Source organism: Aeromonas sp. QDB34 (assembly GCF_027705405.1).
In the GTDB taxonomy this organism is placed as follows: domain Bacteria; phylum Pseudomonadota; class Gammaproteobacteria; order Enterobacterales; family Aeromonadaceae; genus Aeromonas; species Aeromonas hydrophila.
This window is the reverse complement of the sequence record NZ_JAPDBT010000009.1, coordinates 136,138-151,874: the sequence shown is the minus strand read 5'-3', so window position 1 is coordinate 151,874 and position 15,737 is coordinate 136,138. Positions and strand designations below refer to the sequence as shown.

Sequence of the window (15,737 nt, the reverse complement as noted above, 5' to 3'; positions counted from 1 at the left end):
AATCAGACCGGGCTCAGGGCGCTGGTACTGCTCTGCTCAAGGCTGGCGAGGGCCGTGCGCAGCCGGGCCAGGCCGATGGGCTTGTAGAGGCACTCGTCCATGCCGGCGGCCAGGCACCGCTCCCGCTCGCGCGCGGTGGCGTGGGCGGTAAAGCCCCAGATGGGCAGGGTGTGGCCGCGGGCGCGCAGGCGGCGGGTCAGCTCGAAGCCATCCATCAGCGGCATCTGGCAGTCGGTGATGATGAGCTCGAAGTCCTGATTCTGGATGGCCCGCAGCGCCTCGGCGCCGTTGCCGCGCACGCTCACCTCGTGGCCCAGGTGCTTGAGCTGCTGGCGCAGCAGCACCTGGTTGGCGTGGTTGTCGTCCACCACCAGCACCCGCAGCCGGCCGGCGGCGGCAGGGGATGAGGGGCGCTTGGGGGAGGGCACCATGGCCGACGTGGCATCGAGCGGCGCAGGCAACGGCTCGCACGCTGGCTTTGGCTCTGGCGCCAGCGGGGTGAGCGGCAGCCGGATCCTGAGTTCGGTGCCGGCGCCAAGCTCGCTGCTGACCGCTATCTTGCCCCCCATCAGCTGGCACAGCATGCGGGCGATGTTGAGGCCAAGACCGGTGCCGGCAAACTGGTAGGGGTCGTGGGCGCGGTAGAAGGGGTTGAACAGCCCGGGCAGCTTGTCGGGGGCGATGCCCACCCCGCTGTCGCGAATAAGCAGGTGCAACTGGGGTTGCTGCGCGCTCCCCACGAGGCTGGCCTGCAGGCTCACCTCTCCCCGCTCGGTGAACTTGATGGCGTTGCCGAGCAGGTTGAAGACGATCTGGCGCAGGCGCGGCCCGTCGATCAGCACCCGCGGCAGGGGATCCAGCTCGACCCGGTAGTTGAGCCCCTTCTGCTCGGCCATGCCCGCAAAGGCGCGAGCCACCGATTGCAGCAGCGGCGCCAGCTCGCACGGCTCGGGGGCCAGGGTCAGCTGGCCCGACTCGATGCTGGAGATGTCCAGCACGTCGCCGATGAGATCCAGCAGGCCGTTGGCGGATTCGGAGGCGATGCGCAGCTGCTCGCCGGTGTTGGGGGCGAGGGCGGGATCCTGGCTCGCCAGCTCCAGCATGCCGAGGATGGCATTCATGGGGGTGCGGATTTCGTGGCTCATGGTGGCCAGAAAGTCGCTCTTGGCGCGGCTGGCGCGGTCGGCCTGCTCCTTGGCGCGGCGCAGCGCCTCCTCCATGGTCTTGCGCTCGGTGATGTCGATCCAGCCGTTGATCACCCCGCTGATGGCGCCGCGGTAGTCAAAGTAGGGCACCATCCAGTGGTAGACGAACTGGCGCGGGCCGCGCTGGCTGAAGATGCGATCCGACAAGATGGGGCTACCGCTTTGCAGCACCTGCTGAAAATCCTGCTCCAGGGTGGTGATGGCCTCGGCGCCCAGCAGCCCCTTGAGCCCCTCGGCAAACGAGGTGCCGAGCACCCGCTCGATGGGGGCGTTGAGGATGGCCAGGTACTTGCTGTTGCAGAGGATCACCTTGCCGCGCTTGTCACGCACCACGATGGGGTGGGGCAGGCTCTCGCCGAGCGCCTCGATGAAGCGCACGTGCTCCTCCAGCTGGCGGCGGGAGGCCTGCTCCGAGCGGGCCAGCCGGTTGAGCATGCGATTGCGATAGAGCAGCAGCAGGGCGATGGCGAACAGGCCGGCCAGCAGCAGGTAGAAGTAGGGGGCGTTGCGCTCCATGAAGGTGGGCGCCGGCAGTTTGCGGTTGCGCCATTGGTAGCTCATGGTGGCCAGCTCGTTGGGAGCGATGGAGAGGATGGTCTTGTCGATGACATCCATCAGTATCCGGTTGCCCGGCAGGCTGGCAAAGCCCATCCGGATAGGTTGGTTGTCGGCGGGGCCGGCGATGCGGATCTGGCTGAGCCGGCCGCACTCCACCGCATGCTGGGCAAAATAGAGCGGCACGATGGCGGCGTCGAGCCGGCCGTCGTCGACCGCCGCCATCGCCTCGTCGGCGCTCTCCAGATAGCTCACCCGGCTGTTGTCGAGCCGCCGGGCGATGGGGTTGTAGTGAGTGCTGCCCACCCGCTTGCCGGCGAGTTGTGCCAGATCGCCGCTCAAGGCATCCCCCTTGCGTGCCACCAGCACATAGATGTCGTCGGTGGCATAGGGCAGGGAGGGGCGCAGCCGGTAGCTCTCGGCCACCGGGCGGGAGATGGCGCCGATGAGATCCAGCTCGCCCCTGAGCAGGGCCTCGTTGCGCGTGAGCTCCGAGCCATAACTGACGAACTCGAAGCGCAGGCCGGAGCGCCGGCTGATCTTCTCCAGCATCTCCACCGACATGCCGGTGAGCTGGTTGTCGTAGTCGCGCACCCCGTAGGGGTAGAGATCGTCCATCAACCACACCCTGACCGGGCCGGCCGTCGCCAGCCAGGCGCGCTCCTCTGCGCTGTAGAGATCGCTGGGGCGCTCGACGATGTCGCGGATGGGGCCGTTCCACTGGCTGAAGATGAGGCTGTGGGTGATGTCGCTCACCCCCGCCAGGGCGTGATTGAGCAGCGCCAGCAGCCGGGGGCTGTCGGCCGAGACCGCAAAGCGAAAGCCGTCTGCCGCGATGGCGGGCTGCGCCTGGCTGCGCTGCCGGATCTTGTCGAAGCGCTCGCTGTTGAGGTAGTGCAGGGAGTGGGGGTCGCTTAGCAACAGCGGCTCGCGGCCGAAGAAGACCGCATCGAAGGCCGCCACGTTGGAGGGGTAGTTGACCAGCACCAGATCCGGGTAGTAGCGCTTGAAGGCGGCCTCGTCCACATAACCCTGCACGGTGGCGACCCGCTGGCCCGGCAGCAGCAGCGGGCCCTGTTCGGCGGCGAGCGCCGAGAAGACGGGGGCACTGCTGAAATAGCGCTGGCTGAGGGCGATGCCCGCCTGGTCGGGGCCGCTCAGGCTGAGGTTGCCGAGATTGACGAGGTCAAGCTCCCCCGCCCGCAGCGCCGCCAGTGCGCTGCGCTTGTCGTCGAACACCCGCAGCTCGACCGGCTTTTGCAGGGTCTTGGCGACGATGTCGAGATAGTCGGCGGAGATCCCCTCGAAGTGCTCGTCCGGCCCGGTCATGGCGAACGGGCGGTAGTCGTGGCGCAGCACACCGACGCGCAGCAGCTGGTGTTGGGCCAACCACTGCTGTTCGGCCGCCTGCGTGGGGGCCGGGCTGTTCTGCAGGTAGTGACGGCTGTGCAGGGTGAGCGCCTGGGCGCAGAGGGGAAACAGCAGGCAGAGCAGCAGCAGGGGTCGAATAAGGTTCATTGCCGGCTTGTGCCCCTCCCGCTGGTCAGATGGTGATCGAAAGCGGCGATTCTACCGAAGAGCGGCGGACAATGAACCTCTATTCAGCAGTTTGTCAGTGCTGGCGCCATAAAAAATGGCGGGAAGCGACCCGCCATCTTGCGTTGTCTGGGCTCAACCGAAGCGATAGGAGCCCATGTAGAGGCTGCCGCCATCCCAGCTGTCGTGCAGCTTGACCGGCTTGTCCTGGCCGGCGGCGCCGAGCGCCACAAACAGTGGTCGCAGGTGATCGTCGTGGGGATGGGATTCCACCGCCCCCGGCGCCCGTGCCCGGTAATCTTCCAGCGCGGTCCGATCGCCCTCGCTCATGGTCAGCTCCAGCCAGTTGACGAAGCTGCGGGCCCAGCCCGGCACCGGCGAGTTTTCCGGCCCCAGTGCCCGCAGGTTGTGGGTGATGGCGCCGGAGGCCAGGATGCCGATCCCCTGGGCGCGCAGCTGTTGCAACGCCTCCCCCAGTTGCCACAGCTGGCGCGGGGTGAAGCTGGCCGGGATGGAGAGCTGCACCAGCGGGACGCTGCTGGCGGGATCCATCAGCGAGAGCGGCGACCAGACCCCGTGATCCAGCTCGCGGCGCACCGGCTCGGCGGGCAGGCCCGCCAGCAGCAGCTGATCGCTCACCGCCTCCTGCAGCCAGCGCGGGCTGCTGGCCGGCCAGCGGATGTGGTAGAGCGGCTCGGGGAAGCCGTAGAAGTCGTACATCAAGGCCGGGTTGGGCTCGACGTTGATCTGCAGCTCGCTGCGGGTAAACCAGTGGGCCGAGATGACCACCAGCCCCTTGAGATCGCCAAGGCGCAAATTTTTGAGGAAATGGGTCGCCGGCTGGTCGCGCAGAACCAGATCCGGGGCGCCATGGGAGATGAACCAGACGGGGGCGATAGACATGACAGACTCCATATGCGTTGTGCCGGTGCGCGGCGCACCGAAAACTGTGGGCCAGGGCGACATGCCACTGACGATATGGTCATTATCTGCCCCGATAATGAAGTTAACAATCCAGCGTAATGAATAAGCACTGTTCACTATTGGTTGATAGTGATGGGTGGGAAAGAGGGGGGGTCACCAATAACAAGGCCGGCGCAGTGGCCGGCCCTGGGAGATCAAACAGGCGACAGGCCTGCCATCAACAACTTACTGAATACCCAGCAGTTCCATGTCGAAGATCAGCACGGGCGCTGGGTGGGATCTGGCCGGCTTACTGAATACCCAGCAGTTCCACATCGAAGATCAATACAGATCCCGGCGGAATTTTGCCGGCGGCGCGATCGCCGTAGGCCAGGTTGGCGGGGATGTAGAAGCGGGTCTTCTCCCCTTCCACCATCAGCTGCACCCCTTCGGTCCAGCCGGCGATCACCTGGTTGAGGCCAAACTCGATGGGCTCGCCGCGGGCGACCGAGCTGTCGAAGACGGTGCCATCCAGCAGCTTGCCCTCGTAGTGCACCTTCACCTTGCTGGTGGCGGTAGGGTGAACGGTGCCGGTGCCCGGGGTCAGCACTTCATACTGCAGGCCGGAGGCGGTGGTGGTCACCAGGGGTTTTTCCTTGTTGGCGGCGAGGAACTCGGCGCCCTTGCGCACGTTTTCCACGGCCTGCTTCTTGTTGTTGCTGCTCGAGTAGAAGTAGTAGGCGACGCCGGCAACCAGCAGCGCGATCAAAACGAATTTCATCGGGTATCCCTATGTCGTGAAATGCCGAAAGGGCAGTGAGAGCGGCATCTTATCCCAGCCGGGAGGCGAGGGCGAGCCGGCGGGCGGCAAGATGTGACTGGACGGGCAAAGCCTGAGCCAGAGTCAGAACCGAGGGACGCAGCGCATCCCCCGGCCCCTGTCGTTACTTGGCGGCCACCATCATCAGGGCGGGCAGGGCGAAGAAGAGGCCTGCCACGTAACCGAGCGCCAGCAGCTTGTTCTCGCTGCCGACCCGGGCCAGCCCCTCGGCCGCCTTGACCGGCAGCTCGCGCAGGAAGGGCACCCCGTAGATGAGCACCACGGCGAACAGGTTGAACAGCACGTGCACCAGGGCGATGGTCAGCGCCAGCTTGGCACCGGCGCCGCTGATGGCGGTGGCGGCCAGCAGGGCGGTGATGGTGGTGCCGATGTTGGCGCCCAGGGTGAAGGGGTAGAGCTGACGGGTGCTGAATACGCCGCCGCCGGCCAGCGGGATCATCAGGCTGGTGGTGGTGGAAGAGGACTGCACCATCACGGTGACCAGGGTGCCGGAGGCGATGCCGGTGAGCGGGCCGCGGCCCAGCGCCCGGTGCAGCAGATCTCTGGCACGGCCCACCAGCACCCGTTGCAGCACCTTGCCGAGCCAGGTGACGCAGCCGAGGATCAGCAGGATGCCGATGCAGATGGTGGCGATGGCTGGCCCTTTGCCCGGCAGGAAGGCTACCAGGCCGTCGATGAAGGTGAGGGCCGGGGAGAGCAGCGGCTTCATGAAGTCCATCCCCTGCATCGACATGTCGGCGGAGCCCGCCAGCAGGTCGGCCAGCGCCTCTGCGCTCTTTTGCAGCAGGCCGAACATCAGTTCCAGCGGCAGGAAGATGAACACCGCCAGCAGGTTGAAGAAGTCGTGCACGGTGGCGGCGGCAAAGGCGCGGCGAAACTCGCCCCGATCCCGGATATGACCGAGAGAGACGATGGTGTTGGTGATGGTGGTGCCGAGGTTGGCGCCCATCACCATGGGGATGGCCATGCCGATGGGCAGGCCGCCGGCCACCAGGCCGACGACGACCGAGGTCACCGTGCTGGAAGATTGCACCAGGGCGGTCGCCAGGATGCCGAGCAGCAGGGCGACGAAGGGGTTGCTGGCGAAGGCGAAGATCTGGGCCGCGCCCTCGGCGCCGCCGGAGAAGCCCTTGAAGCCGTGGGAGACGGCGCCGACGGCAACCAGGATCAGGTAGATCAGAGTGATGACAGCGAGCCAGTTGAACAGTGGGCCGGTACGACGGGTCTGCTGTTGTGCAAAAGATGGGGTGCTGTGCATGAAGCCTCTTGGGACAGTCTGCGTGAAAATGGACGGGCGCATTAGACCAAGGCTCCATGACAGAAATATGACAAAGTGACACTTTTGTGATGCTTTGATGACATGAAAGGCGGGGCCCATTGGACAGGAGGTGTCGGAGCAGGCCGGGATCCCGGCCGGTTTGACCGCAGATCCCCCGTGCGGCTTGCAGCCGGGAGTCAGGGCGCTATGCTGCCCCCTTTCCTTCCCTCAACGAGAGTGATGTTGTTATGCGTGCATGGGTGCTGTGTCTGTCCCTGGGTCTGCTGTCTGCCGGTGCGCAGGCGAGCGTGTTCAAATCCGAGTGCAACCTCGACAAGGCGGTGAAGAACGAGGCGCTCAACGCGACCCTGGGGGTCAAGGGCAACTGCGATACCGACAAGCTGGTGCGCCAGCAGAAAGAGAAGGCCAAGGCCGAGGTGAAGAAGAACACCACGGACGTGCTGGACCAGAAAACCGCCGGCCTCAAAGAGGGCAAGAGCCAGCTGCAGGGGACCCAGCAGAAGGTCAATCAGGCCGGCCAGCAGCTCAAGCAGACCCAGCAGGATGTGAAGGCGGTGGCCAAGGATCCGCTCAAGGCGGCCGCTACCGCGGTGATCAATCAGGGCTGATCAGCCTGCCTGCTTTGGGCGGGGCCGCGAGCGCGGCGTGCACAGCAAGAAGGGGAGCCATGGCTCCCCTTCTGCATTTGTGCTTGTTCTTGCCGCCCTTACTGGGTATCGGCCGCCTCTTCGTACTGACGGAAGGGGATGCGGAACACCGCGAGGCGCAGGAACAGGTAGGTGACGCCAAGGCCAGCCCAGATCAGGCCCAGCTCCAGCGAGCTCTGCTCCAGGTTGATCCAGAGCGCGCCTATGGTGGCGGCGCCCAGCAGCGGCAGCACCAGGAACAGCAGGTGCTCTTTGAGGCTCTTGTTGCGCTTCTCGCGCACCCAGAACTGGCCGATGACCGACAGGTTGACGAAGGTGAAGGCCACCAGGGCACCGAAGTTCACCAGCGCCAGCGCCATGTCCAGATCGAACGACACCGCGGAGAGCGCCAGGGCGCCCACCATCAGCACGTTGATGGCCGGGGTGCGGAATTTCGGGTGGATGTAGCCGAACACCCGCTCCGGGATCATCCGATCGCGCCCCATCACGTAGAGGATGCGCGATACGCCAGCGTGGGCGGCCATGCCAGAGGCCAGCACGGCGACCGTGGTGCACACCAGCACCACGCTCTGGAACAGGGTGCCGCCGACGTAGAGGGCGATCTCCGGCAGCACGGCGTCTGGCTCCTTGAAGCGGGCCAGATCCGGGAAGTAGAGCTGCAGGAAGTAGGAGACGGCCACGAAGATGATGCCGCCGATCAGCGCGGTCAGCACGATGGCGCGCGGGATCACCTTGCCGGCGTTGGGGGTCTCTTCGGAAAGCGAGCTCAAGCCGTCAAAGCCCAGGAACGAGAAGCAGAGGATGGTGGCGCCGGTAAACAGCGGCACCATGCCGGCCGACTCGAAGTGGAACGGCCGGCTGCTCAGCAGGGTCGCCGCCCCTTCACCGTGATAGATGCCCCAGCCCATCAGGCCGAGGAAGACGGTGATGATGGCGAGCTGGATGAAGACGATGACGCCGTTGAAGTTGGCCACCAGGTTGATGCCGCGCAGGTTGAGGAAGGTCATCACGGTCACCAGACCGAAGATGAAGATCCAGGGCTCGACGCCGGGGAACATGGCGGTCAGGTAGATCTTGGCCAGCAGGATGTTGATCATCGGCATGAACATATAGTCGAGCAGGGAGGACCAGCCGACCATGAAGCCGATGTAGGGGTTGAACACCTTCTGGGCATAGGTATAAGCCGAGCCCGCGGAGGGGAAGCGGCGCACCAGATGGCCGTAGCTGAAGGCGGTCAGCAGGATGCCGCCGAGCGCCAGCAGATAGGCGGTGGCGACGCGGCCTTCGGTAATGTCACCGACGATGGCAAAGGTATCGAATACCGCCATGGGGGTGAGGTAAGCCAGACCCATCACCACTACCTGGAAGAGGGTGAGCGTCTTGAGCAGCTTGGCACCGGCCATCACGCTTTCTCCTCTGCGATCGCCAGGTCGGCGAAGGGGGACGGGATCAGGGACGCAGCGCGTCGCTGGACACAGGGGACGCCGGTCTGCGGCACAGACGGGTGGCGTACGCCGGCGGGCACCGGCAGGAAAGCAGTGAAATGCCCCATGTTTTTCCTCACAACGTCGGGAGATTGCCTGGCAATCTCGATATCAATTCCGGTACAAAGTCCGGCCTCTTGGTGAATGTGGTTTTCCCCTAAAAAACGAAGAACCGATGCTGCAAAAAACATCGGCTCTCAGGGGCGGCGTATTGTGCCCTCAGGGGGGGGAGGACACAAGCAAAAAAGCCCCGGTCGGGGGATTTTGTTGACCTGGGTCAGGTCGGGCTGTGCCACCGGGCTGGCAGCCAGTGTTGACGGGGGCTGCAGCGACGCAGGTCACGCGCGAACATGGCTGTTGCGCAGGGCTGACAGGGGAAAAAAAAGCGCCCGCAGAGGGCGGGCGCAGTGAATGCAAAGGAGGCTTAAGAGGCGTCGGTTTCGGGCCGGCGCAGCTGGACCCGGAACACGGTGAGGCGCAGCAGCAGATAGAGGGCGCCGAGTGCGGCCCAAATCAGCCCCAGTTCGAAGGAGGCCGGCTCCAGGTTGAGCCAGAGCACGCCGATGCAGGCGGCCCCGCACAGGGGCAGCAGCAGGAACACCAGATGGTCCCGCAGCGTCTTGTTGTGACCGAGCTTGACGTAGAAGTGGGCGATCACCGCCAGGTTGACGAAGGTGAAGGCCACCAGGGCGCCGAAGTTGATCAGCGCCAGCGCCATCTCCAGATCGAACGACACCGCCGAGAGGGCCAGTACCCCCACCAGCAGCACGTTCAGGGCCGGGGTCTGCCAGGTCGGGTGAACGTAGGCGAAGAAGCGGCTCGGCAGGGCGCGATCCCGCCCCATCACGTAGAGCAGGCGCGACACGCCGGCGTGGGAGGCGAGCCCGGAGGCCAGCACCGCCACCGTGGTGCAGACCAGCACCACCGCCTGGAACAGCTTGCCGCCCACATAGAGGGCGATCTCCGGCAGCACCGCATCCGGTTGCTGGAAGCGGGAGATGTCCGGGAAGAACAGCTGCAGGAAGTAGGAGACGGAGATGAACAGCACGCCGCCGATCAGCGCCGTCAGCACGATGGCGCGGGGGATCACCCGGGAGGCGTCCGGGGTCTCTTCGCTCAATGTGGTGATGGCGTCAAAGCCGAGGAACGACAGGCAGAGAATGGAGGCGCCGGTCAGCAGAGGGGCCACATTCATGTGCTCGGAGAAGAAGGGACGGCTGCTCGCCACCGTGCCGAGCCCCTCGCCATGGTAGACACCCCAGGCGATGAGGCCGATGAAGACGGCGATGATGCTGAACTGCATGATGACGATCAGGCTGTTGAAGTTGGCCACCAGCTTGATGCCGCGCAGGTTGAGCAGGGTCATGACGGTGGCCAGACCGAGAATGTAGGTCCAGGGTTCCACGCTCGGGAACAGGGCCTCCATGTAGATCTTGGCCAGCAGCATGTTGATCATCGGCATGAACATGTAGTCGAGCAGGGAGACCCAGCCCACCATGAAACCCACGTAAGGGTGAAACACCTTCTGGGCATAGGTATAGGCGGAGCCTGCCGAGGGAAACTTGCGAACCAGGTGGCCGTAGCTCATGGCGGTGAACAGCATGCCGATGAGGGCGAACAGGTAGGCGGTGGGCACATGGCCTTCGGTGATCTCGGTGACGATGCCGAAGGTGTCGAACACGGCCATGGGGGTCAGGTAAGCCAGCCCCATGATGACCACGTGCCACAGTTTGAGGCTTTTTTTCAGGCCGACGGGTTGGGCATTCATTGTGCTTTCCCCTCAATCCGGGCCGAAGGGATCAGGCTGACGGTATCAACCTGGGCATAGGGGGCGCCAGAGACGCGGCGCAGACCGGCGTGGGCCGGCAGGAAAGCAGTGAAATACCCCATGGTGTTCCTCACTAGAGAAGCGGGTGTCGTGAGATGGCAACCCATCTCGCTATCATTTCCGGTCGGTTCCGGCCTCGTTGTGGATTTGTTTGCCGCAAAAAAAGAACCTGACTCAGCAAGTGGTCGGTCCTTTGTTGCGGCGGCGCATTGTGCATTCGTGTTGCCCCCTTGACAAGCATATCAAGGGGGCAAAAACGCATTTTTTTGCACTGATGAGCGGATGTTACGGTTCTGATCAGCCCTGGGCTGCCAGCAGGGCCTGCTCGAGCAGATCCAGCCCCTCGTCGACGAGGGCCGGCGAGGCCGTCAGCGGCGCCAGGAAGCGGATGACGTTGGCGCGCACACCGCAGGCCAGCAGCACCAGCCCACGCTTGCCCGCCTCGGCCACCAGCCGCTTGGTGAGGTCGGCATCCGGTCTGGCCGCATCGCGCTGTTTGACCAGCTCCATGGCCACCATGGCGCCGGGGCCGCGGATGTCGCCGATGCAGTCAAAACGCTCCGCCAGTTGCTGCAGACGGGCCTTGATCTGCTGGCCCTGAGCCTGGGCCCGTTGGTTGAGCTGCTCCTCTTCGATCACCTCCAGCACCGCCAGGGCGGCGGCGCAGGCGATGGGGGAGCCGGCATAGGTACCGCCCAGGCCACCCGGCTTGGCGGCGTTCATCACCTCCGCCTTGCCCACCACGGCGGAGAGCGGGAAGCCGCCGGCCAGGCTCTTGGCCAGGGTCATGATGTCCGGCTCGATGCCGGCATGTTCGGTGGCGAAGGTCTTGCCGGTGCGACAGAAACCGCTCTGGATCTCGTCGCAGATGAGCAGGATGCCGTGCTGATCGCACAGCTGGCGCAGGCGCTGCATGAAGCTGGCGGAGGCGGGGTAGAAGCCCCCTTCACCCTGCACCGGTTCGATGATGATGGCGGCGACCCGGGTCGGCTCGATATCCGAGCTGAAGCAGAGATCCAGCGCGGCCAGTGCATCGGCCTCGCTCACCCCCAGATAGTCGCTCGGGAAGGGCAGGTGATAGACCTCTCCCGGGAAGGGGCCGAAGCCAGTCTTGTAGGGCACCACCTTGCCGGTGAGCGCCATCCCCATCATGGTGCGGCCGTGAAAGCCCCCCTTGAAGGCGATGGTGCCGCTGCGGCCGGTGTGGGCGCGGGCGATCTTGATGGCGTTCTCCACCGCCTCGGCACCGGTGGAGAGAAACAGGGTGCGTTTCGGGGTGGGGCCGGGCACCAGAGCATTCAATTTTTCCGCCAGCTCGATATAGCCGGGGTAGGGGGTGACCTGGAAGCAGGTGTGGCTGAATTTTTCCAGCTGCGCGCGTACCGCCGCCACTACTTTCGGGTGGTTGTGGCCGGTGTTGAGCACGGCGATGCCGGAAGCAAAATCGATGTAGCGGTTGCCCTCCACATCCCACAGCTCGGCGTTTTGCGCCCGCTCGATAAACACCGGCAGCAGGGTGCCGACGCCGTTGACCACGGCGGCTTCACGGCGCGCTTGCCACGCCTTGTTTGATGCTGACTGACTCATCTTTCCTCCCTGAGGGGCCGGGGGCCCCTGTCTCAATGTGGCGAGGCCCCTTGGGAGCACTCACTTCGTCCTTGTGAACTGATATGGCTGCGCCGGCGGGTGGCGGGCCCCTGTTGCAGGCCCGGCCGCCGGCGCAAGATGTGACTGCCTAGCGGATGCCGCCGAAGCAGAGGTATTTGGTCTCGAGGTACTCCTCCAGCCCCTCGGTCGCCCCTTCACGACCCAGGCCCGACTCCTTGATGCCGCCAAAGGGGGCCAATTCGGTCGAGATGATCCCCTCGTTGATGCCGACCATGCCGTATTCGAGCTGCTCGGCCACCCGCCAGACGCGGGCGATGTCGCGGCCATAGAAGTAGGCGGCCAGGCCATAGGGGGTGTCGTTGGCCAGGGCGATGGCCTCGGCTTCGCTCTCGAAACGCACCAGCGGTGCCACCGGGCCGAAGATCTCCTCCTGCAGGATGGGGTTGGTTTTATCGACCTTGCCCAGAATGGTGGGCTGGTAGAAGAGCGGGCCGGCGGGGTGGGCTTCGCCCCCCAGCAGCAGCTCGGCGCCGGCGGCGGTGGCCTGTTTGACCAGCTCGGCCACCTTGCTGGCGGCGGCCGGGTTGATGAGCGGGCCTATCTGGGTGCCCTCGCTCATGCCGTCGCCCACCTTGAATGCCTTGACTGCGGCGGTGAGCTTCTCGGCGAAGGCGTCGTAGATGCCGGCCTGCACCAGGATGCGGTTGGCGCAGACACAGGTCTGGCCGGCGTTGCGGTATTTGGAGGCGAGTGCGCCGGCGATGGCGGCGTCGAGGTCGGCGTCGTCAAACACGATGAAGGGGGCGTTGCCGCCGAGCTCCAGCGACAGCTTCTTCATGGTGTCGGCGCACTGGCGCATCAACAGCTTGCCGATGCGGGTGGAGCCGGTGAAGGAGAGTTTGCGCACCGTCTTGTTGTTGCACAGCTCGTTGCCCACCGCCGCAGCCTGATGGCTGGTGACGATGTTGATGACCCCGGCCGGGATGCCCGCCTGCTCCGCCAGCGCCGCCAGTGCCAGCGCGCAGAGCGGGGTCTCGGCGGCCGGCTTGATGACGATGGTGCAACCGGCGGCCAGCGCCGGGCCCGCCTTGCGGGTGATCATGGCGATGGGGAAGTTCCAGGGGGTGATGGCGGCGACCACCCCGACCGGCTGCTTGATGGTGGCCAGCCGGCGATCGCTGGAGAAGCCCGGAATGGTGCGGCCGTAGGCGCGTTTGCCCTCTTCCGCAAACCACTGGATGAAGCTGGCGCCATAGGCCACTTCGCCCTTGGCCTCGGCCAGCGGCTTGCCCTGCTCGCAGGTCATGATGCGGGCCAGCTCCTCCTGGTTGGCCATGATGAGCTCGAACCAGGCGTAGAGCCGGTTGCTGCGCTCCTTGGCGGTGAGCGCCGCCCAGCCGGGCTGGGCCGCGTGGGCGGCGGCGATGGCGCGGCGGGTGTCGCCCTCGTCCATGTCGGGCACCTGGGTAATGACCTGACCGGTGGCCGGGTTGTGCACCTCGAACCGGCGTCCGCCGCCGGCTTCACACCAGCGGCCATCTATATAGGCAAGGGATTTGATCAAGGAGAGTGCGGGTTGTGATGCTGACATAGATAGCAAGCCTCGATTGTGGGTCAGGGGGCCGGCTCATCCTGCGCCGCCACCGTATAGAATAATAAGCACAGGAAGACCATAAATTGAGCTGAAATGTTTTTCAAGTGTTAAATATATTTGAGTAAACTGTGTCTCGCGTGCTAGAAATGGAGCTGTTGGAGCGATTTTACCGGTTTTTACGGTGCAGGGTGTGCAAAATAATGAACGGCATGCACTGTGCAGGATAACAAACAGGCCGGTTGGATTGACTCGCTATTTTAACCGGGTGCCCAGCTGGCACCTGACAGGCACACAGGGAGGTGGCCGAATGCAGCAACCACAGGGCGAGACGCGCTGGCAGTCCATGACCGACAACCCCATGACAGACAAGGGTGTGGCGCAGAGCATGGGCGAGCGTCTGGCGGCGACCCGGCGGCGGCTCGGGCTCTCCCAGCGGCGGGTCGCCGAGCTGAGCGGGCTGACCCATGGCGCCATCTGCATGATAGAGCAGGACAAGGTGAGCCCCTCGGTGGCCTCTTTGCAAAAGCTGCTCAGTGTCTATGAACTGCCGCTGTCGCGCTTCTTCGCGGAAGAGGAGGGCGGTACGCCGAGCGTGGTGATCAAGGCCGAGCAGCTGATCGAGCTGGGCAGCCAGGGGGTCTCCATGAAACTGGTGCACAACGGCAACAACCGCCGCCAGCTCGGTTTCATGCTGGAGACCTACGCCCCCGGTACCGACACCGGCGGCCAGGTCACGCATCTGGGGGAGGAGGTGGGCACCGTGCTGGAGGGATCTGTGATCCTGACGGTGGCGGGCCAGGCCTATCCGCTCAGCGCCGGGGACAGCTACGTGATCGACACGGGCGAACCCCACAGTTTCAGCAATCCGTCGGGGCAGGTGTGCCGCATCGTCAGCGCCCACACCCCGGCCAACTTCTAGTGCCGAGACATCGTCTCGTTTGGGAAAAGAACCGGTAAGGAAACAGGGATCATGACCGAACATGTAAACAGTTACTACGCAGCCAGTGCCAACAAACACGCGCCCTATCCGACGTTGACCGAACAGCTGGAGTGCGACGTCTGCGTCATCGGGGCAGGTTATACCGGCCTCTCCAGCGCGCTGCACCTGGTGGAAAAGGGCTATTCGGTGGTGGTGCTGGAGGCGGCCCGGGTGGGCTTTGGCGCCAGCGGTCGCAACGGTGGCCAGATCGTCAACTCTTACAGCCGTGACATCGACACCATAGAAGCGAACTGCCCGCCGGATCAGGCCAGGCTGCTCGGTTCCATGCTGTTTGAGGGGGGCCAAATCATCCGCGAGCGGATCAAGCGCTACAACATCCAGTGCGATCTGCAGGAGGGCGGTGTCTTTGCCGCCGAGACCGAGAAGCAGCTGCACGAGCTCAAGGCGCAGCAGGCGCGTTGGGAGAAGTGGGGCAATGACAAGCTGGAGCTGCTCGATGCCGACGGCGTGCGCGAGGTGGTGGCGAGCGATCGCTACGTCGGTGCCCTGCTCGACAAGAGCGGCGGCCACATCCACCCCCTCAACCTGGCGCTGGGGGAGGCGGAGGCCATCCGCTTGCAGGGGGGCAAGATCTTTGAGCAGTCCGCCGTCATCAGCATCACCCCGGGCACGCCTGCGCTGGTCAAGACTGCCAAGGGGGCGGTAAAGGCGCGCTTCGTGGTGGTGGCTGGCAACGCCTATCTCGGCAATCTGGTGCCTGAGCTTGCCGGCAAGAGCATGCCCTGCGGCACTCAGGTGATCGCCACCGAGGTGCTGGGGGAGGAGCGGGCCCGCTCGCTGCTGCCGCAAAACTACTGCCTGGAAGATTGCAACTACCTGCTCGACTACTACCGTACCTCCGGTGATCACCGGCTGATCTATGGCGGTGGCGTGGTCTATGGGGCGCGGGATCCGGCGGACATCGAGCGGCTGATCATCCCCAAGATGCTGAAAACCTTCCCCCAGCTGGCGGACGTCAAGGTGGAGTACACCTGGACCGGCAACTTCCTGCTCACCCTGTCGCGGCTGCCGCAGTTTGGCCGTATCGGCTCCAACATCTACTACATGCAGGGCTACAGTGGCCATGGCGTCACCTGTACCCATCTGGCGGGCAAGCTGCTCTCCGAGGTGTTGAGCGGTCAGGCTGAGCGCTTCGATGCCTTTGCCAAACTGCCGCACTACCCCTTCCCGGGTGGCCGCCTGTTCCGCATCCCCTTCACCGCCGCCGGCGCCGCCTGGTACACCCTGCGCGACCGGCTGGGGGTATGAGTCAGCGTG

General features: G+C 64.8%; 13 protein-coding genes. 3 read left to right on the top strand and 10 right to left on the bottom strand.

The genetic code is table 11. The features are described from left to right. Positions 1 to 2: 2 nt before the first annotated feature. The 4 genes from OKC29_RS13980 to OKC29_RS13965 form a co-directional block, all read right to left on the bottom strand. Positions 3 to 3,278 carry a response regulator gene (locus OKC29_RS13980; protein WP_073351067.1) on the bottom strand — a complete coding sequence of 1,092 codons (3,276 nt, stop codon included), beginning with the start codon at positions 3,276 to 3,278 and terminating at the stop codon, positions 3 to 5. Between the two features lie 153 nt (positions 3,279 to 3,431). Next, positions 3,432 to 4,199 (bottom strand): DODA-type extradiol aromatic ring-opening family dioxygenase, encoded by a 768-nt coding sequence (locus OKC29_RS13975; protein ID WP_073351065.1) that lies wholly within the window; start codon positions 4,197 to 4,199, stop codon positions 3,432 to 3,434. Positions 4,200 to 4,509: 310 nt separating this feature from the next. Beyond that, positions 4,510 to 4,980, bottom strand: coding sequence for an FKBP-type peptidyl-prolyl cis-trans isomerase (locus tag OKC29_RS13970; RefSeq protein WP_016351483.1), 471 nt, complete (start codon positions 4,978 to 4,980; stop codon positions 4,510 to 4,512). A 163-nt stretch (positions 4,981 to 5,143) separates the two neighbouring features. After that, positions 5,144 to 6,298 (bottom strand): sodium:phosphate symporter, encoded by a 1,155-nt coding sequence (locus tag OKC29_RS13965; protein ID WP_073351063.1) that lies wholly within the window; start codon positions 6,296 to 6,298, stop codon positions 5,144 to 5,146. 248 nt (positions 6,299 to 6,546) lie between these two features. On the opposite strand from OKC29_RS13965, the gene OKC29_RS13960 reads away from it, so the two are divergent. After that, complete coding sequence (locus OKC29_RS13960; RefSeq protein ID WP_016351481.1) at positions 6,547 to 6,927, top strand: hypothetical protein; 381 nt, start codon at positions 6,547 to 6,549, stop codon at positions 6,925 to 6,927. A gap of 98 nt (positions 6,928 to 7,025) precedes the next feature. Here the strand turns inward: OKC29_RS13960 and OKC29_RS13955 are convergent, their stop codons facing one another. The 6 genes from OKC29_RS13955 to OKC29_RS13930 form a co-directional block, all read right to left on the bottom strand. Then, complete coding sequence (locus tag OKC29_RS13955; RefSeq protein WP_011706802.1) at positions 7,026 to 8,369, bottom strand: APC family permease; 1,344 nt, start codon at positions 8,367 to 8,369, stop codon at positions 7,026 to 7,028. Next, a complete protein-coding gene (locus OKC29_RS13950) occupies positions 8,369 to 8,518 on the bottom strand; it encodes a hypothetical protein (protein WP_162837661.1) in 150 nt (49 codons plus the stop codon). Before OKC29_RS13950 ends, OKC29_RS13955 begins: the two co-directional genes overlap by 1 nt. Before the next feature lie 356 nt (positions 8,519 to 8,874). Then, positions 8,875 to 10,218, bottom strand: coding sequence for an APC family permease (locus OKC29_RS13945; protein ID WP_011706801.1), 1,344 nt, complete (start codon positions 10,216 to 10,218; stop codon positions 8,875 to 8,877). Next, the gene (locus OKC29_RS13940) at positions 10,215 to 10,340 is read right to left on the bottom strand and encodes a hypothetical protein (protein WP_254902341.1); all 126 of its coding nucleotides are present in this window, start codon (positions 10,338 to 10,340) and stop codon (positions 10,215 to 10,217) included. The genes OKC29_RS13945 and OKC29_RS13940 overlap by 4 nt, the downstream gene beginning before the upstream one ends. Positions 10,341 to 10,575: 235 nt before the next feature. Further along, the gene (gene gabT, locus OKC29_RS13935) at positions 10,576 to 11,865 is read right to left on the bottom strand and encodes a 4-aminobutyrate--2-oxoglutarate transaminase (RefSeq protein ID WP_073351061.1); all 1,290 of its coding nucleotides are present in this window, start codon (positions 11,863 to 11,865) and stop codon (positions 10,576 to 10,578) included. 148 nt (positions 11,866 to 12,013) lie between these two features. Then, positions 12,014 to 13,477 carry an NAD-dependent succinate-semialdehyde dehydrogenase gene (locus OKC29_RS13930; protein WP_073351059.1) on the bottom strand — a complete coding sequence of 488 codons (1,464 nt, stop codon included), beginning with the start codon at positions 13,475 to 13,477 and terminating at the stop codon, positions 12,014 to 12,016. A gap of 310 nt (positions 13,478 to 13,787) precedes the next feature. Between OKC29_RS13930 and puuR the strand changes: the two genes are divergently transcribed. Then, complete coding sequence (puuR, locus tag OKC29_RS13925; RefSeq protein ID WP_011706798.1) at positions 13,788 to 14,399, top strand: HTH-type transcriptional regulator PuuR; 612 nt, start codon at positions 13,788 to 13,790, stop codon at positions 14,397 to 14,399. 51 nt (positions 14,400 to 14,450) lie between these two features. Further along, a complete protein-coding gene (locus OKC29_RS13920) occupies positions 14,451 to 15,728 on the top strand; it encodes an NAD(P)/FAD-dependent oxidoreductase (protein WP_024945092.1) in 1,278 nt (425 codons plus the stop codon). Positions 15,729 to 15,737: the final 9 nt, after the last annotated feature.